The organism is Pseudomonas sp. ADAK2, from assembly GCF_012935755.1.
GTDB lineage: Bacteria > Pseudomonadota > Gammaproteobacteria > Pseudomonadales > Pseudomonadaceae > Aquipseudomonas.
The window spans coordinates 6,010,325-6,035,362 of record NZ_CP052862.1; the positions used below are offsets into that span (position 1 = coordinate 6,010,325).

General features: G+C 61.2%; 14 protein-coding genes. 6 read left to right on the forward strand and 8 right to left on the reverse strand.

All coding sequences use genetic code 11. From position 1 onward, the window contains the following. Positions 1 to 36: 36 nt before the first annotated feature. Positions 37 to 1,488 carry a pyruvate kinase gene (gene pyk / locus HKK52_RS27605; RefSeq protein ID WP_123600008.1) on the reverse strand — a complete coding sequence of 484 codons (1,452 nt, stop codon included), beginning with the start codon at positions 1,486 to 1,488 and terminating at the stop codon, positions 37 to 39. 172 nt (positions 1,489 to 1,660) lie between these two features. On the opposite strand from pyk, the gene HKK52_RS27610 reads away from it, so the two are divergent. Continuing rightward, positions 1,661 to 2,044, forward strand: coding sequence for a tetratricopeptide repeat protein (locus tag HKK52_RS27610; RefSeq protein ID WP_169373374.1), 384 nt, complete (start codon positions 1,661 to 1,663; stop codon positions 2,042 to 2,044). A 235-nt stretch (positions 2,045 to 2,279) separates the two neighbouring features. Continuing rightward, positions 2,280 to 2,639, forward strand: a complete 360-nt coding sequence (locus HKK52_RS27615) for a PilZ domain-containing protein (RefSeq protein ID WP_169373375.1) — start codon at positions 2,280 to 2,282, stop codon at positions 2,637 to 2,639. 114 nt (positions 2,640 to 2,753) lie between these two features. Here the strand turns inward: HKK52_RS27615 and HKK52_RS27620 are convergent, their stop codons facing one another. Continuing rightward, a complete protein-coding gene (locus HKK52_RS27620; RefSeq protein WP_169373376.1) occupies positions 2,754 to 3,122 on the reverse strand; it encodes a DUF6124 family protein in 369 nt (122 codons plus the stop codon). A gap of 449 nt (positions 3,123 to 3,571) precedes the next feature. On the opposite strand from HKK52_RS27620, the gene HKK52_RS27625 reads away from it, so the two are divergent. The 4 genes from HKK52_RS27625 to HKK52_RS27640 all read left to right on the forward strand — a co-directional run bounded on the left by HKK52_RS27625 (position 3,572) and on the right by HKK52_RS27640 (position 18,296). Beyond that, complete coding sequence (locus HKK52_RS27625; RefSeq protein ID WP_169373377.1) at positions 3,572 to 6,091, forward strand: hypothetical protein; 2,520 nt, start codon at positions 3,572 to 3,574, stop codon at positions 6,089 to 6,091. Positions 6,092 to 6,230: 139 nt separating this feature from the next. Further along, the gene (locus HKK52_RS27630) at positions 6,231 to 9,839 is read left to right on the forward strand and encodes a Tc toxin subunit A (protein WP_169373378.1); all 3,609 of its coding nucleotides are present in this window, start codon (positions 6,231 to 6,233) and stop codon (positions 9,837 to 9,839) included. A gap of 47 nt (positions 9,840 to 9,886) precedes the next feature. Then, positions 9,887 to 13,987, forward strand: a complete 4,101-nt coding sequence (locus tag HKK52_RS27635; RefSeq protein WP_169373379.1) for a neuraminidase-like domain-containing protein — start codon at positions 9,887 to 9,889, stop codon at positions 13,985 to 13,987. Next, complete coding sequence (locus HKK52_RS27640) at positions 13,980 to 18,296, forward strand: Ig-like domain-containing protein (protein WP_169373380.1); 4,317 nt, start codon at positions 13,980 to 13,982, stop codon at positions 18,294 to 18,296. The genes HKK52_RS27635 and HKK52_RS27640 overlap by 8 nt, the downstream gene beginning before the upstream one ends. Here the strand turns inward: HKK52_RS27640 and HKK52_RS27645 are convergent. The 6 genes from HKK52_RS27645 to HKK52_RS27670 are packed head-to-tail and all read right to left on the reverse strand — an operon-like array spanning position 18,293 to position 25,006. Then, positions 18,293 to 19,624 carry a DUF58 domain-containing protein gene (locus tag HKK52_RS27645; protein ID WP_169373381.1) on the reverse strand — a complete coding sequence of 444 codons (1,332 nt, stop codon included), beginning with the start codon at positions 19,622 to 19,624 and terminating at the stop codon, positions 18,293 to 18,295. The two genes, HKK52_RS27640 and HKK52_RS27645, sit on opposite strands and share 4 nt — an antisense overlap. Beyond that, positions 19,621 to 20,619 (reverse strand): AAA family ATPase, encoded by a 999-nt coding sequence (locus HKK52_RS27650; RefSeq protein WP_169373382.1) that lies wholly within the window; start codon positions 20,617 to 20,619, stop codon positions 19,621 to 19,623. The genes HKK52_RS27645 and HKK52_RS27650 overlap by 4 nt, the downstream gene beginning before the upstream one ends. Next, on the reverse strand, positions 20,616 to 21,779 hold the full coding sequence (locus HKK52_RS27655) for a DUF4350 domain-containing protein (protein WP_169373383.1): 1,164 nt from the start codon (positions 21,777 to 21,779) through the stop codon (positions 20,616 to 20,618). Before HKK52_RS27655 ends, HKK52_RS27650 begins: the two co-directional genes overlap by 4 nt. Beyond that, entirely contained in the window at positions 21,776 to 23,320 is a 1,545-nt protein-coding gene (locus tag HKK52_RS27660) for a DUF4129 domain-containing protein (protein ID WP_169373384.1), read from the reverse strand. Before HKK52_RS27660 ends, HKK52_RS27655 begins: the two co-directional genes overlap by 4 nt. After that, on the reverse strand, positions 23,307 to 24,284 hold the full coding sequence (locus HKK52_RS27665; protein WP_169373385.1) for a stage II sporulation protein M: 978 nt from the start codon (positions 24,282 to 24,284) through the stop codon (positions 23,307 to 23,309). The genes HKK52_RS27660 and HKK52_RS27665 overlap by 14 nt, the downstream gene beginning before the upstream one ends. After that, the gene (locus HKK52_RS27670) at positions 24,281 to 25,006 is read right to left on the reverse strand and encodes an RDD family protein (protein WP_169373386.1); all 726 of its coding nucleotides are present in this window, start codon (positions 25,004 to 25,006) and stop codon (positions 24,281 to 24,283) included. The genes HKK52_RS27665 and HKK52_RS27670 overlap by 4 nt, the downstream gene beginning before the upstream one ends. Positions 25,007 to 25,038: the final 32 nt, after the last annotated feature.

The following is a 25,038-nucleotide window of genomic DNA, read 5'->3' on the forward strand; positions in this document are numbered from 1 at the left end:
TATAAGCGGCAGGGCTTTTTTTCAGCAACCGATCACTCAGACCATCGGGTCGCCAACGTGCAGGATTTTCATGCCGTTGGTGCCGCCGATGGTGTGGTAGCTGTCGCCCTTGGTCAGGATGACCCAGTCGCCTTTCTCCACGACGCCACGCTTGAGCAACTCGTCGATCGCGGCCTGGCTGACTTGCTCAGGCGGCAGCGATGCCGGGTCGAATGGCACGGTGTAGACGCCACGGAACATGGCCGCGCGGGCCTGGGTTTCGCGGTGCGGGGAGAACGCGTAGATCGGCACCGAGGAACGGATGCGCGACATGATCAGCGGCGTGTAGCCACTTTCGGTCAGGGCAATGATCGCCTTCACACCGGGGAAGTGGTTGGCGGTGTACATGGCCGCCAGGGCGATGGACTGGTCGCAGCTTTCGAAGACCTTGCCGATGCGGTGGCTGGAGGTCTTGCTGGTCGGGTGCTTTTCAGCGCCGACGCAGATCCGCGCCATTGCTTGCACAGCTTCCAGCGGATACAAACCGGCAGCACTTTCGGCAGAGAGCATCACGGCGTCGGTGTAGTCGAGCACGGCGTTGGCCACGTCGGACACTTCGGCGCGGGTCGGCATCGGGTTCTGGATCATCGACTCCATCATCTGGGTCGCAACGATCACAGCCTTGTTGTGGCGGCGTGCGTGCAGAATGATTTTCTTCTGGATGCCCACCAGCTCGGCGTCGCCGATTTCCACGCCCAGGTCACCACGGGCCACCATGACGGCGTCGGAGGCCTTGATCAGGGCATCGAGGGTGTCATCGTCGGCCACGGCTTCGGCGCGTTCGATCTTCGCCACCAGCCAGGCAGTACCGCCGGCCTCGTCGCGCAGTTGACGAGCGTATTCCATGTCGGCGGCGTCGCGCGGGAAGGACACGGCGAGGTAGTCGACTTCCATTTCCGCGGCGAGCTTGATGTCGGCCTTGTCTTTTTCAGTCAGGGCTGGGGCGGTCAGGCCACCGCCGCGACGGTTGATGCCTTTGTGGTCCGACAGCGGACCGCCGATCAACACGGTGCAATTCAGTTCGGTGGCGGTGGCGGTATCAACGCGCATTACCACACGGCCGTCGTCGAGCAGCAGCTCGTCGCCCACGCCGCAGTCCTTGACCAGGTCCGGGTAGTCGATGCCGACCACTTGCTGGTTGCCTTCGGTCAGCGGATGGCTGGTGGAGAAGGTGAACTGGTCACCGATCTTCAGCTCGATCTTCTTGCCGGCGAATTTGGCGATTCGGATTTTCGGGCCTTGCAGGTCACCCAGCAGGGCAACGAAGCGGCCGTGCTTGGCAGCCAGGTCACGCACCAGCTTCGCGCGAGCCTTGTGCTCGTCGGGGGTGCCGTGGGAGAAGTTCAGGCGGGCGACGTCCAGACCAGCCAGAATCAGCTGTTCGAGAACTTCCGGCGAGTTACTGGCCGGGCCAAGGGTAGCGACGATTTTGGTGCGACGGACGGACATGCATAGACTCCTGAGTTCAAGCGCTGAGTGAGGCTACTATGCTCTCTGGCTGTAGTCATTGTTCGAGTGCACTACTTATTCGTTTTTATCTTGAAACGAATACTTTTGGTTACAGGCAGCCTGAAGATTTCCGCCAACGGGTCGATACAGAGCTCAAGACAGGAGAACCCTCATGCGATTTGCGCTCATTGCCGTCCTTGCCCTCAGTGCCCTCAGCGTTACGGGCTGCACCCGTTGGTCGATGAACCATCATTTGAATAACGCCTACAGCGCCTATGACCGGGGCAATTGCGAGCAGGTGATGCTCGAGTTGTCCAAGGTCGATCGCGCCAGCCGCGCGCGCCGTTATGTGCAACCGGAAGTGTCGATGATGCGCGGCCAGTGCCTGGAACGGCAGAAGCTGTTTATCGATGCGGCCCAGACCTACCAGTACATCATTGCTGCGTACCCGCAAAGCGAATACGCCTACCGGGCCCGCGCGCGCCTGGAAACCCTGGAATCCCTGGGTCACTACCCGACCCGCAGTGCGGCGGCGGTGCGGCCGACTCGCTTCTGAGGACAGTTCTCATACAAAGTCTGGCTGACTGTATAGGGTGAGCTATAGTCGAATAAATCGGTTTAGAGCCTTGCCTCTACACTGACGTAACACCTGCGACTGGCAGCGGTAAGTGGCAGCGGTCGGGATGGACTGTCACACCGGAAGCGGGGAGAGCACGCCTCTTCTCTATAAGAAGGCCTGTTCCGAAGCATTAGTGCGGCTCTGCTTAAGGGCCTTGCGTAGCGAATTCAGCATGTTCACTGACCGCCGGATCGAGCGGCATCAACTGCCGTATTTTCTGAAAGTGTTCAACAGCGTCACCGACAAACCCATCGGCTTCCTGGGCAATGTGTCCGAAGACGGGCTGATGCTTATCAGCCAGTTACCGATGATGATTGGCGCTGACTTCGATTTGCGTCTGAAGATCCCCGCGGGTGATGGCTGCCAGCAGGTCATTGATGTGCGGGCCTGTTGTTTGTGGTGCCATGAAGACGCAACGCCCCACCACTATGACGCCGGGTTCAGCCTGCAACGGGCGCCGCCGGAATATGGGCAATTGGTGAGTGCGCTGCGCCAGTACTTCAGTTTTCAGCCGTTGCCTGCTTCGGCTTGATATTAGCTGTGCATTTGCAATGCCTTCCCCTGTAGGAGCATGGCTTGCCCGCGATGGCGGTTTCGAAATCGCCATCGCGGGCAAGCCATGCTCCTGCAAGGGCTGCGCCGAAACCTACGTCGCGCTGACTGCCGGCTCATTCTCCAGCGACTTTTCCACCAGCAACAACCCCATCTCACTCAACTGATATATCGCCATCGCCAGGTGCCGTGGCTTGTCCTCCAGGCTTTCGGCCAGGTCGAGCAGCAGGATGTTGACCGATGAAAAGGTTTCGAACGTCTGGATGTTGATGGCGTGGGCTTTGGCTTCAGGGGCGACGGTGAACATGGTGTGCATGGCTCGATCCTTTGGCGCGTGCAAGTGGTGGGCGTTGGGTTTGAGGTAGTGGTCGAGGGCGCGGTCGGCGGCCTCGCGGAGTTTTTTTGCATCGAGGGTGGCCGAAAACGAGTCCGTTTTCGGCGGATTGGGTGTTGCTTTGAACATATTTGCATCCTTCCAGTGGAGCCTGCCTCCGAGTCGCGACTAAACGAAGGGGTGGCGGCTGTACACAGGTTAGTCGACCGGGAAGGAATGCGAAAAACCGGCGCGCCCGAGGGCGCCCTGCGCACAGCCACCATAACGTTCAGGAAGGGGGATAGGGACATCCCGACCGTCTGGCATGCTTTGCACCTTCGCATCCACCTCCCGGGCGACTAAACCCGGCCGCTGCCTATCAGCGACACGAATCAAGTTACGGGGCAGGTCAAAAGTGCACAAGCCGGCCGATTCTGGCGGACTTGTAGGCAAAGGCGCAAGGCTTCGTAGGCCTCAAAAAACGTGGGAAAAGTCCGTAAGACCGTTCGTCAGGACTGTCAGTTATTACAGGTAGAAACCGTCGCGCAGGCAACGTAAAACAGTGCGTATTGCGAATGTGCTGTATGGAGCGCTAAAACATGGCCAGCGATGACGATGGACTTTCAGGCAACGAGCTCAGTGCAGACGTTGCTCACATTTCATCCCCTGTAAATGGCAAAGTGGAGACGAGGTCGATTTTTGCGGTCAAGGGCGGTGTCTTGGCTCCGGTCTTCGTTCAAGTGCGCAAGCGCAATGCCGACGGTACCGAGCTTCTACTGGCTACAGCCTATCCTTTTCCCACAGTGGGTGGCCCTTGGTCGATTTCAGTTGTGCTGGGTGAGGGGACACACACGATCATCGCCGTGGCGATCGGCGTCGACGGGCAAGAGTTTCCCAGCAAACCCGTTACCTTTTCGGTCCGGCTGGCGCTGCCCGCGCCGCAGATCAACAAGCCTGAGCAGGGCTCGACGCAAGATGTGAATACCTGGGTCAGCGGAACGGGCGGCGATTATTCCGCCAACGTGAAGATTCTCGAAGATTTGACCCACCGCGAGTTGGGCAGCTCACCGGTCGCGCTGACGGGGGGCTGGGGGGGGAGTATACATTTCGTGCCGGGCCCACGTTCGATTGTTGCCCGACAGTTTGTTAATGGCCGGCCGGGTGCTCTTAGCGTTGTGCGTTTTTTCAAGGTTCGCCCTCCCAGGGTGGCCGGTATTACCGTCACGCAACAAGACAACCAAGGCGCGAAATTTTCGGGTACGGGCTACAACGGCGCCACCCTGGTGCTGAGCTACGTCAGTGGGCCGGCCAACAAACCATTGCCGGAAATCGTGGTGGCCGGTGGTGTCTGGCAGATCAGCACTACGGCCTGGACCCCCGGAGCCTATACCTACTCGGCAATCCAAAAGATTTCCGACAATGCTGGCGGCTGGATCCCTTCGCATGACCTTCGTTTCAATTTCACCATCCTCCCGCCGGAACTCGAGCCAGTCCCCGACCCGGTGCCCGATCGGCCCAATGAATATAGTTACAGGCCTACGTTTACCGGCAGAGGCACGAACGGCGCCACTGTGCTGATCAAAAAACAAGGCGGTGACAATGCCGTACCGAATGCTCTAGTGGTCAACGGTCGCTGGTTCAGCGAGTCGGAGCAAGAATGGGGACCGACGCTCCACCAGAACGTTGACTTGAAGCAGCGTCTCAACGGCCGGGACTCGGCGAACTGGGTCCGGCTTGTGGTGAAGATCCCGCCGCTGGCACCGCCGATCACCCGCCTGGTGGACAACGATTTATCACCCACTATCGAGGGCACCTGCTGGAAAACGGACACGTTGGTCAGGCTCACCTTTAGCGATAACCCAGGCAAGGTCGAAATTGCTACCGTAACGGGTGGCACCTGGACCTTCCGGCGTAGTACGCCCTTCGCTCCCTACGTGACCCATACGGTGAAGGTCACCCAGATCGCGGCGCAGCAAACCTCGCCGCCCACAACGCGTACGTTCGTGGTGAGACGGACGCTGCTCAAACCCGTCATCACTTATCCCACGAACGAGATAGAGGTGGAGCGCGACCTGACCATCCGTGGCCGACAAGGTATGACCGGGGCATCGATGCAGCTGCGTATCGACGGCATCAATGCGGGGACGGCCAAACTGTTGACCAGTGATGGCGACTGGTCCATCGAGCTCAAGGGCCTGCCATTCGGCCGACGCATCCTTGACGCACAACAGACCCTGGACGATCGGCCGTCCGAGCGCAGCGACCCGGTCGTGGTGAACGTGGTGTTGACGCCACCGGTGTTCACGGTGCCACAGCCGGGTGGTGATTTGCCGCGGATGTCGATGATTTCCGGCGAGGGAACGCCCGGTGCAACTGTCGACGTGTGGCTGGACGATCACGTTGATTTTTTGCTCAAGGGTGTCCCGGTCAATGACGCACGCTTCTGGGAGGGTTTAGTGACGCTGCCCGTCGGGGTAACGAAGTTGCGGGCCAGGCAAGCCATTGGGTTGGAGGTTTCCAGGGAAAGTCCGCTGTTGACGTGCAACGTGGTGCCCGCCGCGCCTTACATCGAAACACCGGTCAAGGATGGACACGTCGGCTACTCGACCGTGGTGTCCGGTTTCGGTGTGCCGGGGGATACGATCACCAGTTTCCTGAAGGATGTCCGGCTGGGCAGCGCTCTGGTAGCGAAGGATCGCACCTGGTCGATCCTCACCTCCCTCACTCAACCCGGTGGAGCTTACGAACTGGTGGCGGTGGCTTCGTATGACGGGTTTGAGTCGGACCGTTCCGCACGACAGCCGGTGGTGCTCGGCAGCTATTTGCCCATCATCGATTCACCGCAGGCGGGACGCTGGGTCAGAAATTCTGTGACCTTCAGCGGTCAGGGCCGAGCGGGAACCGGTCAGTTGCACAGCTGGTTCGACCCCGATCAGCCATGGGCGCCGAATCTCGCCGTCAGTGCGCAGGGCTGGCAAGGGGTGTCGGCTCGGACGCTGTCGGCAGGCGGCAATTGGTGCCGGTTCCATCAGACCATCGTCGATGGCGCCGATGCCTCGACGATCTCCGACTGGAGCGAGAGTGGCCGTTTTGAAGTCGAAGAGCCACCGTCGCGCTGAGCCCCCCCCGCCCGATAAACGGTCACGTCTACTGTCAGTTCTGACAGTAGACGGCTCCAGCCTTCACGCGCAGATTGGCACGACAAGATGAATGTCCCGACAGCAGTTCGGGTTCCTACACACATCAAGGAGCTTGGCCATGGCGGACTCCCGTAATCGTCCTATCCAACAATTGTTCGAGCAGGTGTTCGATGAGGAACAACGCGTCACCCATGCCGACCTGGCGACTTACATCAATCAGGATGGATCGATCTTTCCTCTGGTGGAGCGGGGCGTGCTGGGGCTGATGCGTGATTACGGGCTGGGCCGTGAGGAGGCCCAGCAGTTCTTGCGCCGGGCCAACAGCCTGGCCATGTATGTGCAACGCCAGTTTATCGAGCACAGCCTGACAGGTTCCGGGGAGCACGCCGGCACGTCGTCGAGCGGGCTGTTGTCGCTGGTTTCGGGGCCCAGTTATGAGCGTTTGTTCTCTCCCAACTTTGAAAAATTGTGTCCGCATGATGCGCTGGAATCGGAGACCTCGCCCGTGGCGTATCTGGTCGAGCTGATGCGCTGGATCCGCGACCGGATCGAACCGCTCGGCGCGGACGATAAGTTGCTCTTGCATGACCGTCGCAAGGACCTGATGCCGTTGCGCATTGATTTCAACGCGGTGCACCAATCGGTCTCTGCCGTAGACATCATCGTCTCGGTGCTGGAGGCCTTCATCAACGGTGTGAATCCTTCGACCGATCTTGAAGCCGCCTTGATCGCGGCCCGCTACCCCAATGGGCTGCCGTATTTCCGGCACTGGGTCACGCTGGATGTGGTCGGTCGTCATTATGGTCTGTCGGTGGGTAACTTTGCCCATATGGTGGATTTGCACTCGCCCTATTTCCTTCAGCCCCTGGCCTGGGACAACGATGCGAAACGGGCCCTGGCTCACGCCTCGCGGCTGGGACCTTATCAACGGCAATTATTGACTGAGGCGCCGGTTGACGAGGACGGGTGGGAAGCATTTTACCTGAGCGATTTCGGCGTGGAAGGTGCGACCTTTAACAACCTCAATCAGGTGCAGTTTTTCGGTGAGCGCACCAAGCTCGATGCCCGGGGCGTTGAGAAACTGCTATCGGTGCGTGATTTTGCCCCGACCCGCTCGGCCAATGTGACCGTGTATGAGTCGCCTCAGGCGCCTGCGGTTGGCGAAAGCGAGCGTTCAGGCTCGGTTTATGTCAATGGTGGCGCCTCTCCGGCGATCACGATCAATTACAACGAAGCGGGCGGGGCATTCCACCGCCTGAGTGCGGATCCGGTCAGCGCATTTGCCCGTTATGACCGGATGAATCGCAAACTGCGCCTGGATCAATGGCTGGAGTTGCCCAGCGATCAGGTGGATGCGCTGTTGGTCGCGGCGATCAAGGCCGAAAAGCGCGAAGCCCCGCACACGTGGTGGATAAGCAATTCCACGGTGCATGCCCTGGGTTTGTTTCAAACATTGCGCGAGCGTTACGGTTGCACGGCGCAGGACTTCGCGGCGTTTATCGATGAGATGGCGATCTACGGGCGGGGCGATGCGCTGTCGCCGTTCGACCAGGTGTTCAATAACCAGGGCAGCTATCGCGAACCGCTGATACTGGATAACGATGAGTTCCCGATCATCCCGGCGACCGGGGCCACGGATCTGACGATCAACCGCTTGTGCAGCGGCCTGGGCATTGATCTGAAGACCTACCAATACCTGGCCATGGCGGTCGCCCGGGCGCAGAACTGTACCACCACCTTGCAACGCAGCCCTGCGATCATTTCCGCGTTCTACCGGTTGGTGAAGCTGCCGCGTCTGTTGGGCATCACTCCGGTCGAGGGCGTGCTGATGTTGACCTTGCTGGGTGGTGAAAACTGGGTTGATGGCCTGGCGGGCATTCCGTCGATCAAGGCGGCCCCTGGCAGCGATACCGTTCCCGATGTGCTGAACCTCATTTATGCCCTGCATGCTTGCGTGGGATGGTGCCGGGATCGCCAGTTGCCGGTGCTGTGGATGCTGCAGCAGGTGTCACCGCCAGCGGCGTTGGTGGTGGCCTCAGAGAAGGAACGCCAACTGTTCGAGCAGGCGGGCAATCTGTTACCCGCCGCGTTGTTCACCAATGCCACCCTGCTGATGGTCGGTGTCCCGCCGCTGGTCGGCACCGACTGGCTGGACCTGCTGGGGACGCTGGTCGATCCCTCGGGGTTGGTGATGAGTTCTGACCTAACTGAAACCGACTATCTGCTGTTCGCCCGCAGCGAACTGGATAAGGCGGTTCGCGATGGCCTGGGTGAGGCAGACGCCTCAGTGCGTGCGGTCATTGTCGAGAGGATGCTCACGGTGTTGCTGCAGGCCCGGGATGCGCAGGCATCGGTGGTCAAGGAAACCCTGGCGGTGTACACCGGCCTTGATGCCGAGCGGGTGTCCCATGTGCTGGTCTGGGCAAATAGCACGGTTTACCAACTGCTGCGCCAAGTGCTGGAGCAGTCCGGGCGCGAGTGGACGGGCACGTTGAGTGACGAGCCGGATCCCACGATCACCTTGCTGGCCGATGTACGGCGGCGCAGCAACGTCGTATTGCAACTTGATCTGAGTGCCACGCTGCTGCAGGACTATCTGCAATATGGCCACAAGGCGTGGCTGGATCAGCTCGACCGGCACGATTTTTCCGTGCGCCCCCTTTACTACCTGACGGCGCTGACCCGGGCGTTTGAACTCGGTGAGCAGCCGGCCGGGAAACTGCTGGATTACCTGCGCGAGGTCAATTCACTGCCGGAGTCGATTTCCGCGGAAGCGCTGGGCATTGCGCAGAAGGCGGCCTCGATCCGCCTGGCCGCGTTTTTCGACTGGAGCGTTGAAGAAGTGCGGGCGTGCGTCACGCATATCGACCCCGAAGAGCGCCTGATAAAAAACCTGATTCAACTGGATCTGTTGATGCGAATCCGCGTGCTGGCGCGGCACACCGGCATGGATGCCTTGACGATCTTCCGGGTAGGCAATTTGCCGGAGACAATTGATACGCCGGTCGATAAAGAGGCTTACCGGCTCGCCGCTGAAAGTGCCTTGCTGAGTCTTACCGAAGCCAGTGCTCCGGCGGCTGCCTACCACGACGAGGTGCCCGAGCCAATCGTCAAGCTGGACTGTCACCCAGACAAGACCAATGTGGTCGCCAACTCCCCGACCGACAAGATCATCTTTACCATGACGCTCACTAACCCCGACGGCACGGTTGTGCCGCACGTCAATGTGCACTGGCAGGACAGCCTCGGCACCATCGAGACGCAAGCGACCGACGAAAACGGCCAGGTCAAGGCCGAGTACGTGGGCAAGGTCTTGGGGCCGCAGCAACTGTTGTACTGGCTGGATCTGATGGAGCCCGAAAAAACCCGGACCATCAACGTCATCCCCGACGTGACCACCCTGACGATGCTGCCGGCATCCATGTCTCTGGTGCCGACGGAGCCAGTGCCGGCGGGCCGGGAATTCGAGCTTTACGGCACCCTGAGGGATCGATACAGGAACCTTGGCAAAGATCAGTTGGTGCGCTGGTTTGTGGAGCCGTTCAGCGGCACGACGGGGTCCGCGACCATCCGGCCGGCACAGGGGCGCAGCAATCAGGAGGGGCTGGCACGGGCCTTTGTCTCCAGCGCCAACGGTGGGCGTTTCAACGTCACCGCGCTCATCGAGAGCGCGGAGGGTTTCGTAGTGTTCGACCCCATCACATTTGCCGGCAATGACACCGAATGACGACGGCCGTATGGCGGTTGGCGCCGACGGGTACAGGAGCAAGGAACATGGCACAGCACAACATTGACGATCTGCTAGAGAAACGCCGTTCTGCCCTGGTCGAGTACTGCATCGGGCAGGTCAGCAAAACCGGCGATGGCCAGTACCGCTTCTTGAGAACGCCGGGGGATCTGTTCGAGCTGCTGCGCCTGGATCCGCTGGACAACTATCCGGTGCAGAGTTCCTGGGTGGCCGAGGCGATCAGTTGCGCCCAACAATTTATCCATGCGGTGTATCGCCAGTTGGAACCGGGCTATGGACAAACGCCGCTCAGCCCGGAGGCTCAGCAGAACTGGGAAAGGAATCTGCAACTCTGGAAGCTGTACAGCAACTACCCGGACTGGGTGGCGGTGACAAAAATCAGGTGCTATCCGGAGAACTACATCACCCCGTTCGTGCGCCAGCGCAAGACCAACCTGTTCAAGGCGCTTGAAAACGACCTGAACCAGACACGCCTCAACAGTGATTCGGTGCAACGGGCCTTGCAGAACTACCTGCAAGGTTTCGAGCAAATCTGCAACCTGGATGTGCTCAGCAGTTACATGGACGGCGCCACGCCGATGCATGCCGACTATTACTTTATCGGCCGCCAGCGCGTGCCGCCGTTCCAGTATTTCTGGCGCAAGGCCGAGATTGAACTCTCTCCGGGCGGCACCGCCATCAATCCGGTGGCGTGGGGGGAATGGCAGGCAGTTGAGATCGGCACGGGCGACCGCGTGCTGGACATTCGCCCGGTGTTTTGGGGCGGACGGTTGTGCGTGCTGTGGGCGCAGTTGCGTGACCAGGTCGTCGAGGTACTCGGCGACGAGACAATCGTGCGTTTGCCATACAAACTCGAGATCAATCTGGCGTTCATGACCCAGAACGGGCAATGGTCGGCACCGTTGAACTTGCACAGCAGCGAGCCTGAGAAGGACTTGTCCACCAACGCTCGGTTGATCGCAACGATAGCGGTTGATGAGCGTCAGCCCAAAGGCATGCTGGGCGTGTTATTGACCAGCTACAACGTGTACGCGATGCGCGATGTGCTGATGCGTCCGGTGCCGGAAGACGACGGCACGTGGCTGAATTATCTGGCGTCCCGTCGCTTCACCAGTACCTTGATTGTGCAGCATCCGTTGTTCGCGAAGAACCAGCCGAAGGTCACCGCTACCGTGGAGGCTGCGGGCTCATTGACAAGTTATTACGGCTTACAGGTGTTGTTTATCAGCGGTAGCGCCGAGGATCGGTTGTTGGTCAGAGGGGTGTGCAAGTCCACTCCGCTTACCCCTGCGAATGCGCTGTTCACATTGACGTTGCTCAATGGGGCCAGCGGTGATCCGAGACCGGTTACTCTGAGCGCGTCGACTGCCGGCGGCTGGTCGACGGCCTGGATGGAGCTCACACGGACGGCAGGCGGTTTTGCTTCGGATGCACAGTTTACATTAGGGGGGACCGCGCCCTATGGCACAAATAGATTTGTCCTGACGATGAGCGGTCTTCCCCGGTTCGTGCCGGCAGCCCTGGAAAAAAACATCGCCAACGCCGCGCAGTTCATCGCCTTCAGGCAGCCCGGAACACTGACCCATGCCCGCTTGAATTCGTTGTTCGGGCCCGAACTGGTGCAACGCGCCCATGTTTCAGTGGATGCCGTCCTGGACTGGGACACGCAATTCCTGCCGGAACCGCGACCTGATTCCGCTCCCCTCGACGAACCGAACGGTGCCTACGACGGTGCCAACGGTTTGTACTTCTGGGAGCTGTCGTTTCACCTGCCGCACCTGGTTGCTACTCGCCTGCGCACCGAAGATCGTTATCAGGAAGCGCAGGACTGGCTGCATTACCTGTTCGACCCTCGGGCACCGGCGGGCGAGGTATCCGTACCGCCGGAAGATACAGACAAACCGGCTTACTGGCGCTGCCGGCCGATAATCAGCGACGGTAACCTGGGCTGTGAAACCCAAATGCCGGCCGATCCGGATGCCATCGGCTACTCGGCGCCCCAGCACTTGCGGATTCTGGTGTTTACCGAGTATGTGAAAAACCTGATTGCCTGGGGCGACTGGTATTACCGCCAACTCACTCGGGACAGTCTGGTGGCGGCCAAGCTGTGCTATGTGCAGGCCGAATTCCTGATGGGAAAACCACCGGTGGCACGGGCGGTGACTGCGTGGGAACCCCTAACAGTCGCTCAACTGCTGGAGTCCAGCAGCACGCGCCCGGCGCTGGAAAAGTTCGAGAAAACCCTGGAGGTTTCCCTGGGCGATATTCCGCCTTCAGCGCCGGCCTCACCCTTGCTCGGCCTGTTGGCCAACGAGCCGTTCAAACTGCCGATCAACGAGCAGTTGCTCGAGCTGTACGACCTGCCTGGCAGGCGTCTGAATAACCTGCGCAACAATCTGACGCTGGATGGCAAGCCGCTGAATACGCCGCTGTTCAGCCCGCCGACCGATCCGAACCAATTGTTGCGTACCCTGGCCGCCGGTGGCGTCGGCGGGCCACGCCCGATGGGTGGACGCCTGGTGGTGGGCGCCTTTCATTGGCGGGTGTCATTCGAGGTCGCGCTGCGTGCCGTGCAGACATTGCAAGACTACGGCGGTCAAGTATTGCGCCTGCTTGAACAACGGGATCGGGCCGAACAGGAGGAGATGCAACAAAACCATCTGGTGGAACTGGGGGATTACGCGCGCACGGTCCAGGAGCAGAGCATCGCCCAACTGGAAGCGAATGTGTCGGCGTTGCGTCAAAGCCGCGCCACGGTGCAGGAGCGTGCCGACACCTATGCCCGCTGGTATGACGAAAACGTCAGCAAGATGGAATACGAGGTCATGGAAAGTCTGGATTCGGCCAAAAAACTGAACTTTGCGTCAACGGCGCTTCGTTCCCTGGGGGGGGTGTTCGACGCCTTGCCGAACATTTTTGGCGTGGCCAGTGGCGGCCATCGTCCTGGCGCCCTTCCTACCGTCGTGGGTCAAGGCCTGGAACTCGCTGCTGCAATCGTGCAACTGGATGCCGACAAGCAATCCGTCACCGAAAGCTATCGCCTGCGTCGTCGCGAATGGGAGCTGCAACGCAATCAGGCCCTGGCGGAGTTGCTGGCCATCGATGAGCAGATTACCGCGCAACGCATCGCGGTAGACGCGGCCAGGGCGAGCCTCGATCAGACCCTGCGAGCCAATGCCCAGGCGCTGGCGGTTCATGACTTCCTGAAAAAACGCTCGACCAGTGCTGAACTGTTTGGCTGGCTGCTGGGCCAGCTCAAGGCCTTGCACTACCAGGCTCACGACGCAGTGGTCAGTTTGTGCCTGAGTGCCCAGGCCTCCCTGAGTGCTGAAACCGGCGATTACGATTCAGCCGCTACCTTGCCCCAGGTGTGGCTCGAAAACCGTTATGGATTGACGGCCGGGGAGCACTTGCGCGAATTCCTGTTGCGCATGGAACGCAAGCACTTGCAAAGCTACGAGCGACGGCTGGAACGGGTCAAGACCGTTTCCCTGCGGCGATTGTTCGACGACGCCAGCGATCCGCAAGCGCTGCATGCCGACTGGAATGCGGCGCTGGCGAAGTTGCAAGACACCGGTGTTCTGGAGTTCAAGCTGACGCAGTTGCTGTTCGACCGAGAACACCCCGGCGAATACTGCCGGCTGATCAATTCCGTCGAGGTCGATCTGCCGGTGCTGGTCGGTCCTTACGAGGACGTGCGCGCAACCTTGCAGCAGATTGGCAGCATGACCGCCACCAAACCGTCGGCGCATTCGGTCGGGTATTTGCTCATGCCTGAGGACTCGGTAGCGCCGGCCGATGTGCACTTCGACCTGCGCAGCGGGCAGCAGATCGCGCTGTCGGTGGGCATTGCGGACAATGGCATGACGGTCAGCAAACCCGAAGAAGGTTTGCTCAATTCGTTTCAGAACACGGGGGCTGTCTCGCGCTGGCAATTGATTTTCCCCTGGCCCAAGAGAGAGGCGCAAAGCGCGATGCTGGGCTCTTTGACCGATGTCATTGTGCGTATTCGCTACACGGCCAAGGGCGGTGAGCCGAGCTTCAGGCTCGCTGTTGAAAATCTGGTGAGCATAGCCGAAACGCCCGAACTCGAACGTACAGGCAGAGGAGAAAGCGGTCATGCGTGATCCCGCCGTTCAGGCTAATCAGAACCTGGTGGTCAATGGTGATTTCAGCCATGCCATCGACCACTGGAACAAGCACCCGTCCAATACACGAGAGGTCAGCCTGGCCGAGGAATTTTATCAGGGGGAGATGACCCGTTTTCTCAGGGTCGGTAACGGTGCTTCGGTCAGTCAGGTGATCGCGGTTCCCATGGCCGCGAGAACCGACGTCTGGTATGGGCTCAGCTTTCTCTGCGAGGTGCGTTACAGCGGGACGGGCCGGGTGTTGATCGAGATGGTCGACCATCCCGAGAACAATCAGGACATTCCTTTGCTGCTCGGCCAGGCGCGCAACGAGGAAGAAGACCGGGCGCGTCTGCTGAGCGGGCAACCGCTGGAGTTTTTGCCGATCGAGTACGAAGTCCGGCTGACTCTGCCGCTGCAAAGCAATGACCGGATTCGCGTGAGGGTGTTCAGTCCGACGGGGGGAACCGGCGATGTGATGACGTGCATCACCCGTATACACCTGGCCCTGCACTTACCACGGATGGAGTTGCAAACGCTGAAGCTGGATGAGGAGTTGTTGCCGGCGGCCGGTGTCCTGCCGTTGTGCCTGGGGGCCTCCGCCAGTTCGCGGCATCGTCTTGAATGTGTGCCCATGCCGGGACACCCGTGGCTGGGTACCCAGGCAGCCCTGACCCTTGAAAACAATCCGCGAGGCGCCATCCTCGCGCAACCGGACTGGGGCGTCGATCATCCTTTGGAGGCGCCGTGGTCACTCGACTGCCCGTTGCTCGATGACCCAAGCCCGCGTTTGTTGACGATGCAGTTGGTCAATCAATACACCGCCGAGCCTTACCCGATAGAGGTTTCGTTGGGCCATCACCGCCTGGTGTTCCGTGACGTACTGGAGGCAGCCTATTACCCGGTGATGGAACATGGGCAAACGGCGCTGCTGGGGGTTCAGGTGGCGTCTTTCTACACTGGCCAGACACTCGACGCACTCACGGTGAATTGGACAGTGGCCGGGCAGGGCGTCAGAGGCGCCAGCCTGACTGACGAGGATGGCTGGGCATACTTCAAGTATGTGCCGACGACGGCCGGGGACTTCGCCATCGAAGCGACGGTCGCCAGCCTCTATTACGCCAGCGGCATTGTTTCAACAACGCTGGCGGTGCGGGTGCTGGCGACTGATCCGTGGAAGACGTTGCTGTCCGTCGTCGAAGGCATCGAGAAACGCTGGGAGGACACGAATGGCTACCCCAATCGCGGCTCGGGTTATCCGCTCCAGGTACGCCTGACGGCCGACCACCTGTTATCCGGCAGCGAGATGCAGTTGCGCTGGAGTGGCGACTCCGCCGAACAGTTGGGTGTTGTCGTCAGCCCGGCGCTGGAATCGCCGGTGCCGGTCAATGGCCGCGACCTGACTTGGACACTGACCAGCGAGGATCGCCTCGACGGCCGGTTCGAACTATCGCTGGTTTGCTCGAAGCTGTTGTTGCCGTCACCGAAAAAAACCATGTCGCTGGCACGCAATCTGGTCCGTATCGGCGAGGTACGCGAGGCCAACAGGTTTCCGGTGGTGGACGAAAACGAAAACGTGCTGCTGCGGATTCAGGTCGTGCATGTGCTGGTCAGCGGCGATGGCGACCCTGTCTTCAATGCGCTGGTTGACTGGATCACCCCCGAGGGCCCGCTGCCGACTGTCGTCACCGGGGCCGGTGGTTGGGCCAGTTTGCTGTATACGCCGAAAAGTGCCGGGAATTGGGTTGTCACCGCCCGTGTCAGGGCGCACGAAGAGGCTGTGGCGGTTGAACGTAACTTTGATGTCAGAGCCCTGGCCTCCAGTCCGTGGAAGAGTGAGGTCAGGATCCTGCTCGACAACGTCGAGGTCGATCGTCTGGTGCTGGGCGTGCTTTGCTGGCGTGGCCGCGCTCACACGTTGAAAGTCGAGCCACTGCCCGGCAGCACCTTGATCGGCCAACCCGTGACGTTGAACTGGCGGGGTACACCTCCGGCCATCGGGCTGGAGGCAAGCGACATCGGAACACCCAGAAACCTGACTGCCGCAGGGCTGGAATGGACGTTTACGTCTGCGCTCGGGACCAGTCTAAGCAGCCTGTTCGAACTGAAATTGAGCAGCCCACGGCTGTCATTGGATCGGGAATTGTTTGGGCGTCTGGTCGCCCCCGACCTGGCCCAGGAAGCTAGCCTGACACTGGATCAGGTTTCAGTGGTACCCGGCGATCAGGCACTGTATCCGTGCCTGGGGGCCGTGCACCGTTTCAGTTTATTGCCTAATGCGCTGAGTCCGCTGGTGGGGCTTTCGACGACGTTGTCGTGGACGGGAGCGTTGCCTGAACAGTTGGGCGCGAGCATCGATCCGCCCTTGGCGCAGTCGCAGGTGATCGACGACGGCGGTGCACGCTGGTCCCTGGACTTCACCGCCAGCCCCGCGCCGGGAACGTTTGCCCTGGCGCTGAAACTGCCGCAGTTGGGTCTGGATTCGGCCGCGACCTCGATGATTTTGGCGCACAACAAAGTCAGGATTGAGGCTTGGCGCGAGGCGGCAGTGGATCCGGTGGTGGGACAGGAGCCCGCCTGGGCGTGGATCCAGGTGTTTTCCCATTTCACCGGCCTCGCTGTTGAACAGGTGCCAGTGACATGGCTGGCCGGCGAGCAATCCGCCGAAACAAAAACCGATGCCAAAGGTTGGACCGGTTTCGGCTTAGTGCCTACGGCCGTACGGCAGCAGGTGGTCGAGGCTGTGCTTGTCAGCCCTTACGACGGTTATGAAGACAAGCGCTCGATGATGGTCACCGTGTTGACGAGCGATCCATGGGAAGGGGTCACGATCAGCTTTGACGGTCAGCCGCCACAACCCTGGGGCAGTAAAACCTGTTTCCCGCGCCGCAAAGGCAATCACCTCATCGAAATCATGGCGGCCGACAACAGTCCTTTATTCGATCAGGATCTGGTGTTGGGGTTGACCGGCACCGGGCCGGCAGAGCTGGGTATTCGTTTTGATCCGATCAACGCGCTCGGGACCGCGCGCTGGTTTTCCAGTTCCGGCCTGCGATACGGCTTTGTGGTCGGCGATGTGAAGGACGGCGCATTTGCCCTGCGATTGGCCGCCAGCCGGCTCGCCCGATTGTCACTGGCCAATGCGATGTCGCTCGGGTCAGGGGTCCAGGTGGTCAAGTTCAAGGTAGACAACCACGTGACGCAGACGCTGGATTGGGGGCAGACACTGTTTGAACAGGTCACGGTGGTGTCGTCGGTCAGTGGCAAATCGATGGCGGGTTTGCCCGTGACCTGGCGTAACTCGGATCTGGGGACGGTGATATCGGTGACGGACTACTACGGCGTGGCGAAGATCAGCTTCATCCCGACGCAGCCGGGCCCGGCGCAACTGACGGCGACGGTGGGGGATACGCTGTACTCGGAGTCGATAACGTCGGGCTTCACCCTGAACGAACCGCGCAAAATCGTTGAATTAATCAATGTGGGCGGTACGGAGCACGATTCGGCGCGGGTTCGGGTCAAGGTCGCCTCCAGCCGCACCGGCGAACCGCTGCAAGACGTGAAGGTGATGTGGGAGTTGAACGGTTCACGCTTGCCGTTCGGCGAGACCGATGCGGATGGTTTTGCCTGGTTGGACTTTGTAACGGCCGCAGGGGAGGAGAGCGTGGTAGTGGCCATGGTGGAAGGCGGTGAAGCTGGCTGGGACATGGCGTTGCTCGGGTTGAATCTGACGACGATGCCGGTCATCGAGTCGCTGATCTGTGACCGGACACAGAGCTTCACCGGTTACAGGGTGACCGCCCGAGCGCTGGTTCTGGAGTCCGACAGCACCAACCCCCTGCCGGGCATCGAGATCAATTGGCGCTTTGCGGGGCAGGCGCTGCCGGTTTCCACGTCCGACGTCAGCGGCATCGCCCGGATAACCTTCGAGACACGCGACGTTGGGGAGTTCGATTTGGTGGCTTCTCTGGCATCTGGCCTGCCAGGGACCCAGACGCAGCGCATCAGTGTGGAGTCTTTGCCCGCGGTATTGTTGCGTGGCATATACGCGGTGCCTGCCATTGTCCAAGTAGGCCGGCCATCGGATGTCAAGATCCAGGTGGTGGGGCTGACGGCACCGGTGGCGGGTATTTTGGTGAGGTGGTCGGTCGATGGCAGTGAGCGGGAGCAGACCTACAGTAACGATCAGGGCTGGGCCCCGTTCAGATTTGTGAGTTCGGTGGCTGGCACATTCGCGATTGCGGCGGCGGTGGAAAATCCTGTGGGCACGGTGTCGATGTCGATGACAGTCCGGGTGATCAACAGCTAGAGCGCCCCGGCCTTCTTCCAGCTCAGGTAACGGGTCACCAAGCCGTTACCGAGCTCCTGGGGCAGCGCTTCGAGCAGCGGCACGCCATGGGCGTTCAGTTGTTCATGGAGTTCGGCTCGGGCATTGAGGTAATCCAGCGTGCCGCAATACAGCAACGCATCGGGCAGTGTTTGCACGGGTGTTTGGCGCAATTGATCGAGGACTTCTTCGCGCAGGCTGGCGACCAGCACCCGGTGTTGCTGACTCAGGCGTTGCACGGCGTTGAGCAACTCTTGGTCGTCCTCATCCCGCAGGTTAGTGACCATGACCACCAGCGAACGACGTTTCTGCCGGGCCAGTAATTGGCTGACGGCGGCCTGGTAATCGGCGGGACGTTGGGTGGTGTTGAGCGTGTAGACGGCGTTGAGCACGGCCTTGAGCTGGCCCGCACCTTTGACCGGGGCGAGGTAGAGCGGCGTCTCGCCGGCAAAGGTGCACAACCCCACCGAGTCGCCCTGGCGCAACGCGACATAGCTGAGCAACAGGCAGGCATTCAGGGCGTGGTCGAAATGGCTGAGTTCGCCGTCCTGGCTGCGCATCCGCCGGCCGCAGTCGAGCATGAAGATGATTTGCTGATCGCGTTCGTCCTGATATTCCCGGGTAATCGGCGTGCGCTGGCGGGCCGTGGCTTTCCAGTCGATCTGGCGCAGGCTGTCGCCTTCGCGGTACTCGCGCAGTTGATGAAATTCCAGCCCCTGGCCCCGCCGTTGGCGTTGCCGTACGCCGAGCTGGCTGAGCCAGTTGTCCACCGCCAGCAACTCGCCGCCATAGAGGCGGGCGAAGTCCGGGTAGACGCGGGTGCTGTCGTTCACGCTCAACACGCGTTTGTCGGACCACAGGCCAAACGGGCTGGGCAGGTTGATTTCACAGTGTTGGAAATGGAAATGGCCACGTTGCAGCGGGCGCAGGCGATAGGTGATCTGGCTATGTTGACCGGGCTGCAATTCAACTGATTGCGGCAAGTGTTCGAAGACCAGGCCTTCGGGCGCATGATCGAACATCTGCACGTTCAAGGGTTGGGTAAAGTCATGCTCGATCGCCAGTTGCACCTCACCCCAACGTCCCAGGGCCAGGCTGCCGGGCATCTGCCGTTTCAGGCGCGGCGAGGGCAGGCGTTTGAGGCGGATAGCGTCGAGAATGGCCAAGGCCAGAAGCGCCAGCAGCAGCCCCCAACTGATCGATTGCAGGTTTTGCGGCATCGCAATTTCCAGCGCGCGCAAGGCGCCCAGCAGGAGGCCGAGACCGAGCAGCACCGAGAGCCAGATCAGCAGCAGGCGCGACGGTTTCACAGGCGCGGCGCCGACACTTGATCGAGCAATTGCTGTAACACCTGATCGACATCCAGCCCTTCGATATCCAGTTCCGGGGCAATCCGCACCCGATGGCGCAGCACCGCCAGGGCACAGCCCTTGATGTCATCCGGAATCACGAATTCGCCACCGCGCAGCAACGCCCGGGCGCGGGCGCAACGCACCAGCGCGATGGATGCCCGCGGCCCTGCGCCCAGAGTCAGACCGGGCCAGGTACGGGTGGCGCGGGACAGGCGAATAGCGTAGTCGAGCACCTGTTCATCGAGGGGCAAATCGCTGGCAATCCGTTGCAGCGCCATCACGTCCTTGGCTTGCAGCACGGTGCGCAAGGGCTGCACGTCGAGCATGTCGGCCCGGGTCGAGCGGCTGACTTGGCGCACCATGTCCAGCTCTTGCTCGGCGTCGGGGTAGTCCATGCGCACCTTGAGCATGAAGCGATCCAGCTCGGCTTCCGGCAGTGGATACGTGCCTTCCTGTTCGATCGGGTTTTGCGTGGCGAGGACCATGAACGGTTGCGCAATCGGCAGCGCCCGGCCTTCAAGGGTGACCTGGCGTTCTTGCATGGCCTCTAGCAATGCGGCCTGGGTCTTGGCCGGGGCGCGGTTGATCTCGTCGGCCAGCAGCAGGTTGGTGAACAGCGGGCCTTTGCGCAGCTTGAACTGCTCGGTTTGCAGGTCGTACACCGCGTGCCCGGTGACGTCGCTGGGCATCAGGTCCGGGGTGAACTGTATGCGTGCGAACTCGCCGCCGAAGCAGCGCGCCAGTGCGCGCACCAGCAAGGTCTTGCCCAGCCCCGGTACGCCTTCGAGCAGCACGTGGCCGCCGGCGATCAGCGCGGTGAGCACGTCGTCGATCACGCTGTTCTGGCCGATCACGGCTTTCTGCAATTCGCCGCGCACGGCCTGGGCCAGTTGACTGGCGCGCTGGCGTTGTTGGGCGGCGTGGTTGGGTGTGCCGGGCTCGATGTCACTCATAGGGCATTCCTCAAGGTTTGCAGGTGGGCGACCTGACGGCTGAATTCAGCGCTGGACAGCCGCTGTTTCGGGCGCGGGCTCAGGGCCTGGCTGATGGCGCGGGTGGGTTGCCGGGTCAGGCGCGACAATACGAGCCATTGTTCGGCAACCGCCAAGTGTTCGAAACCGGGATGACGGCGCCGGGCGCGGCGCAGGATGTCGTGCTGCAAGGCCTGCAACAGGTGGACCTGGCCGTTGCGGCGCAGCATGAAATCGGCGCTGGCACGCAAGTGTTCCTGAAGCTGTCGGCGCGCCCTTGGCGCCGGTTGCAGCAGTGGACCGTGACGCACGCCGACGTGCCAGCCACCGAGGGCGATCAGGGCGACGAGTGCGACCAGCGCCTGGGGGAAATAGCGCAGCAGCAAGGTCAGCAGCGAGTCGTGATCGGTGTTGTACAGCAAGGTCACGCTGGTGTCGGCGCTCAGGTACCACAGTAGCCAGGCATTGTCGTACTGCTCGATGGCCGGGGCTTTCCACACGTCGGCATCGGTGACCACGGTGATCGAGCCGAGCCCATGGCTCAGTTGCATCATGTGCGTGGCCTTGCCGCTGTTGGCCCAGGCCTGGGCGAGATTTTTCGGGTCTTCGAGATGGAACGCAGTATCGAAGCTGGCGTAAGCCGGGGCGTCCTCGTCTTCGAGGTAGAGCTTGGTCAGGTTCGGATACGGATCGTCGGTCGGATCGGGCGGCGGGTCCTTGAGGTCTTTGCTCAAGGACTGATGCACCTGCACGCGGTCGAGCAGCAGGTCATTACTCTGTTTGGTCTTTTCGTCCCACAGCGATTCAGCGACGAATACCAGGCGTCCGCCGGCGCGGGTCCAGTTCAACACTTGATCGATCTGGCGCGGGGTCATGTTCGAGCGGTCGCCGAACAGCAACAGGCTGTGTTGGCGCGGGTCAATGCCGGGCAGCACGTCGAGGCTGTTGGCGTGGTTCACAGCTATGCCCTGTTTGCGCAGGAACTGCTCCGCCGCCAGATAGGGATTGGCCCGAGCCTCGGGGGAGGCACCGTGATCGACGATCTCCTGATAAGGCGTGGCTTTCAGGTACAGATAAAGGCACAACGCGCCGAACAACACGGCAAACACCGCGCCGAGCACCAGCCACCCACGCCGGCTCAACGGGCGGCTCCCGGATTGAACAGTGCGCGCCAGCCGTCGCAGAGTTCCTGTTGCAGCTGCTCCGGCGGCAAGCGATGCCCGTAGGCCATGTTCTGCCAGTGCCGGGTCAGGGTTTGACTGAACGCCAGCAAGGCCGGTTGTTGCAGTTGCCCGACCCGTTCCAATACCTGGCCTTCGGTGTCGGCGTCTTTCAAGGGCAAGTTGAAGTCGTGCAGCAAGCGGCTGAGCAGGGCGCGGTAGAGTAAACCGAGGGCTTCGCGAGGATGGGTTTGCCAGAGGGTTTCGGCACTGGTTGCGACGTCGGCGGGTAGGGTTTCCTGATGCACGTCCAGCCCGAACAGTTGCTTGGGCATAGGGTGATCAACCTTGCGGCGCAGGGCCGGCCGGCGGCTGACAAACGCCTGCAACCACTCGCGATAGCGCCAGATCAACACGCCCAGTCCAGCCGCCAGCACGCCCCACAACAGCACTTCCATCAAATTGGCCAATGCACCGAAACGCGGATTGTCGAGCATCCTCGCCAACCCCTTCAGCCATTCCGGGGTGTTGCCATCGTCCGCGGTCTGGGTGGCGGGTTTGTCCTCGCCAAAGCGATAACGGGTGACGGTTTCCTTATTCTTGAACGGCGGCTGATCGAGAATCGCCTTGATGCTGTCCCGGGACGCCTGGCTGGTCAGGGGCTGGTCCAGCAAGCGCGGCGTGTCCGGTGAAATGACCGGCTCGGCGGCCCAGACGCTTTGCGCGCTCGGCATCAGCACAACCACCGCCAACAGCAGGACGGCTGCCGCGCTACTCAGGCGCTGGCGCATTCGACGGAACACCAGTTCGATGTCCCAGGCCTCCAGCACCGTGCGTCGATTCAGGTACAAGCTGAAACCGCACGCCACATAAACCGGTTCCCAGACCACCAGCACCAGGGCGTAAAAGGAGTTGGTCAGGTGCGCCAGCCATAGCCAATCCTGATTGGCTGCGTCGATCAGCGTTTGCCAGCTCCAGTCCAGCTCGACCTGTTGCGGCACCAGCAGGTAGAACAGCACCACCAAGCCGATCCACAGGGCGCTTTCCAGGTGCGCGCCGATGATCGTCAGCCACTGCGCGGCACCGGCGTTGCGTTGCAACAGGACGTGCAAGCGTTGTTGGCGTGCCGTACCGCCCAGGCCTTCGAGTTGCACCACTGGCATGAGGAAGCTGCGGCTCAGGCTCAGGCGGCGCCAGGTCAGGCTGGCCAATAATTGCGGCTTGAGCAGTCGCGGCCATTGGCGCAACGCCTCTTTGAGCGTGGGCGTTTCACCGAACAGGGTTTTCGACAGGATGAACAACGGCAGGCGATCGAACGCCGGTTTGAGCCACCAGAAAATAACCACCGCCAGCGACGGCGAATCCCATAGCAGCAGGCTGATCAGGGCGAAAATCGGCAAGGTGACGATGGCCCAACTGGTCATCAACAACCGGCGGTGTCGCTGACTCAGCTGCACGCCCAGGTCCATGGCTTCCCAGGTATTGCGCGGGCGAATCACCACGGTGGCGTCACTCAGGCGCATGGCGAGTCCGTCCGGCCAACAGCAAATACAGCGCCACCCCTAACCACAGCGCGGCGCCGACCAGGTATTTGGTCATCGGCGTGGGCGCGGTCATGGACGACCAGTAGGCTTCGACAAACGCCGCCAGCAGCAGAAACAGCATGACCCCGCAAATCAGCAACACGCTTTGGCGCGCGGCCAGGCGCAAGGCTTCGGCCCGGGGCAGGCGTCCCGGTGCGATCAGGGCCCAGCCCAATTGCAGGCCGGCGGCGCCGGACAGGACGATGCCGCTCAATTCGAAAGCACCATGGCCGATCACGAAGGGCCAGAAGGTTTGCCCATAGCCGATGTGGGTCAGGTGCCCGGCCACCGCACCGATCATCAAACCGTTGAAGACCAGGAAAAACGCACTGCCCAAGCCAAACAACAAGCCGCTGGCGAAGGTCTGAAAGGCGATGCCGATGTTGTGCATGATGTAGTAGCCGAACATCACCCAGTCTTCGCTGGACGCCCGTTCCGCCGAACGGCCGAGGTGCCCGGCGACCGGGTCGTACATGCTTTGCATCTCGCTGACCTGGTCGGCCGGGATCAGGTTGTAGATCAGGTCCGGGAACAGGTACACCAGCACGCCCATGCCGATCAGGCTGCCGAAAAACATCAGGCCGGCGGCGAGCACAAACCGCCACTGCTGACGCACCAGTTGCGGGAAGCCGGCGAGGATGAACGCCAGCGCGTTGGCCCCGAGCCGACTGCGATGCCGATAAAACTGTTGATGGCCACGCAGCACCTGATGCTGCAACACGTCCACCAGGAAACTGCTGTAGCCACGCTCCCGGGCCAGGGCCAGGTGATGACAGAGCCGGCGATAGTCTTTGGGGAAACTGGCGATGCGTGAGGCATCCTTGCCTCGTTCCAACCGGTCGAGGACCAGGGCGAACTGTTCCCATTCGGCCTTGTGGCGACTTTCGAAAAGGCTTTGCTTCATGTGGAGCCCAACAAGCCGCGGGCGATGCCATTGAGTTCGGCCACGGCCTGCGGCGGCGGAACCTGCAACGGTTGAGCAAGGATGCTCGCCAGTTCATTGACCCGGGCGGCGGAGAGTTCACCCTGGCGTTCGGCAAAACCGAGGATGGCGCGCTGCTCAGTCAGCGTCAGGGCAAACGCCGGGCGCCGGGGTTGGGCTTCGGGTAATTCGGGGCGGGTGAGCGGTTTTTCGCTGTAAATCACCAGCGTACCGGCGGCGAGATCGCCCAGGCGCTTGAAGCTCGGGTGTTGCAGGCAACTGATGGCCCCGAGGAAGTAGCCAAACGGCAACAGGTCGACAAAACGCAGCAGGTTGCGCAGCAACGAGGCCGACCAGCCGATTGGCGTGCCATCGTCCTGCACCACGCGCAGCCCCATCCATTGCTTACCCGGTGACCGCCCCTGGTTGAGCACCTCGAACAGCACCATGTACCACCAACTGACCCCGAACAGCAGGATCGAACCCAGCCCGGCGCCGAGCTGGCCGAGAAATGCCAGGACGATGAACAGCACGCCGAGGATCAACCCGCGCAGGCCGAGGTCGATAGAGAACGCGAGCGCACGGACCATCAACCCGGCCGGGCGCAGTGGCAAGTCGATGCCTTCGGGCGTTTCGACTTGATACCGCGTGTCCAGTGGCGGGGACAGCGTCGCTTTCCTTGGCAGTGCTGCGGTCTCGAGCATGGGCAACCTGAATGATCGGGCCGGATCGGGAT

What these genes read in the sequence shown, in the direction of transcription:
- pyk (WP_123600008.1), bottom strand. Translation starts at nt 1,488, where the DNA reads ATGTCCGTCCGTCGCACCAAAATCGTCGCTACCCTTGGCCCGGCCAGT.
- HKK52_RS27610 (WP_169373374.1), top strand. Translation starts at nt 1,661, where the DNA reads ATGCGATTTGCGCTCATTGCCGTCCTTGCCCTCAGTGCCCTCAGCGTT.
- HKK52_RS27615 (WP_169373375.1), top strand. Translation starts at nt 2,280, where the DNA reads ATGTTCACTGACCGCCGGATCGAGCGGCATCAACTGCCGTATTTTCTG.
- HKK52_RS27620 (WP_169373376.1), bottom strand. Translation starts at nt 3,122, where the DNA reads ATGTTCAAAGCAACACCCAATCCGCCGAAAACGGACTCGTTTTCGGCC.
- HKK52_RS27625 (WP_169373377.1), top strand. Translation starts at nt 3,572, where the DNA reads ATGGCCAGCGATGACGATGGACTTTCAGGCAACGAGCTCAGTGCAGAC.
- HKK52_RS27630 (WP_169373378.1), top strand. Translation starts at nt 6,231, where the DNA reads ATGGCGGACTCCCGTAATCGTCCTATCCAACAATTGTTCGAGCAGGTG.
- HKK52_RS27635 (WP_169373379.1), top strand. Translation starts at nt 9,887, where the DNA reads ATGGCACAGCACAACATTGACGATCTGCTAGAGAAACGCCGTTCTGCC.
- HKK52_RS27640 (WP_169373380.1), top strand. Translation starts at nt 13,980, where the DNA reads ATGCGTGATCCCGCCGTTCAGGCTAATCAGAACCTGGTGGTCAATGGT.
- HKK52_RS27650 (WP_169373382.1), bottom strand. Translation starts at nt 20,619, where the DNA reads ATGAGTGACATCGAGCCCGGCACACCCAACCACGCCGCCCAACAACGC.
- HKK52_RS27660 (WP_169373384.1), bottom strand. Translation starts at nt 23,320, where the DNA reads ATGCGCCTGAGTGACGCCACCGTGGTGATTCGCCCGCGCAATACCTGG.
- HKK52_RS27665 (WP_169373385.1), bottom strand. Translation starts at nt 24,284, where the DNA reads ATGAAGCAAAGCCTTTTCGAAAGTCGCCACAAGGCCGAATGGGAACAG.
- HKK52_RS27670 (WP_169373386.1), bottom strand. Translation starts at nt 25,006, where the DNA reads ATGCTCGAGACCGCAGCACTGCCAAGGAAAGCGACGCTGTCCCCGCCA.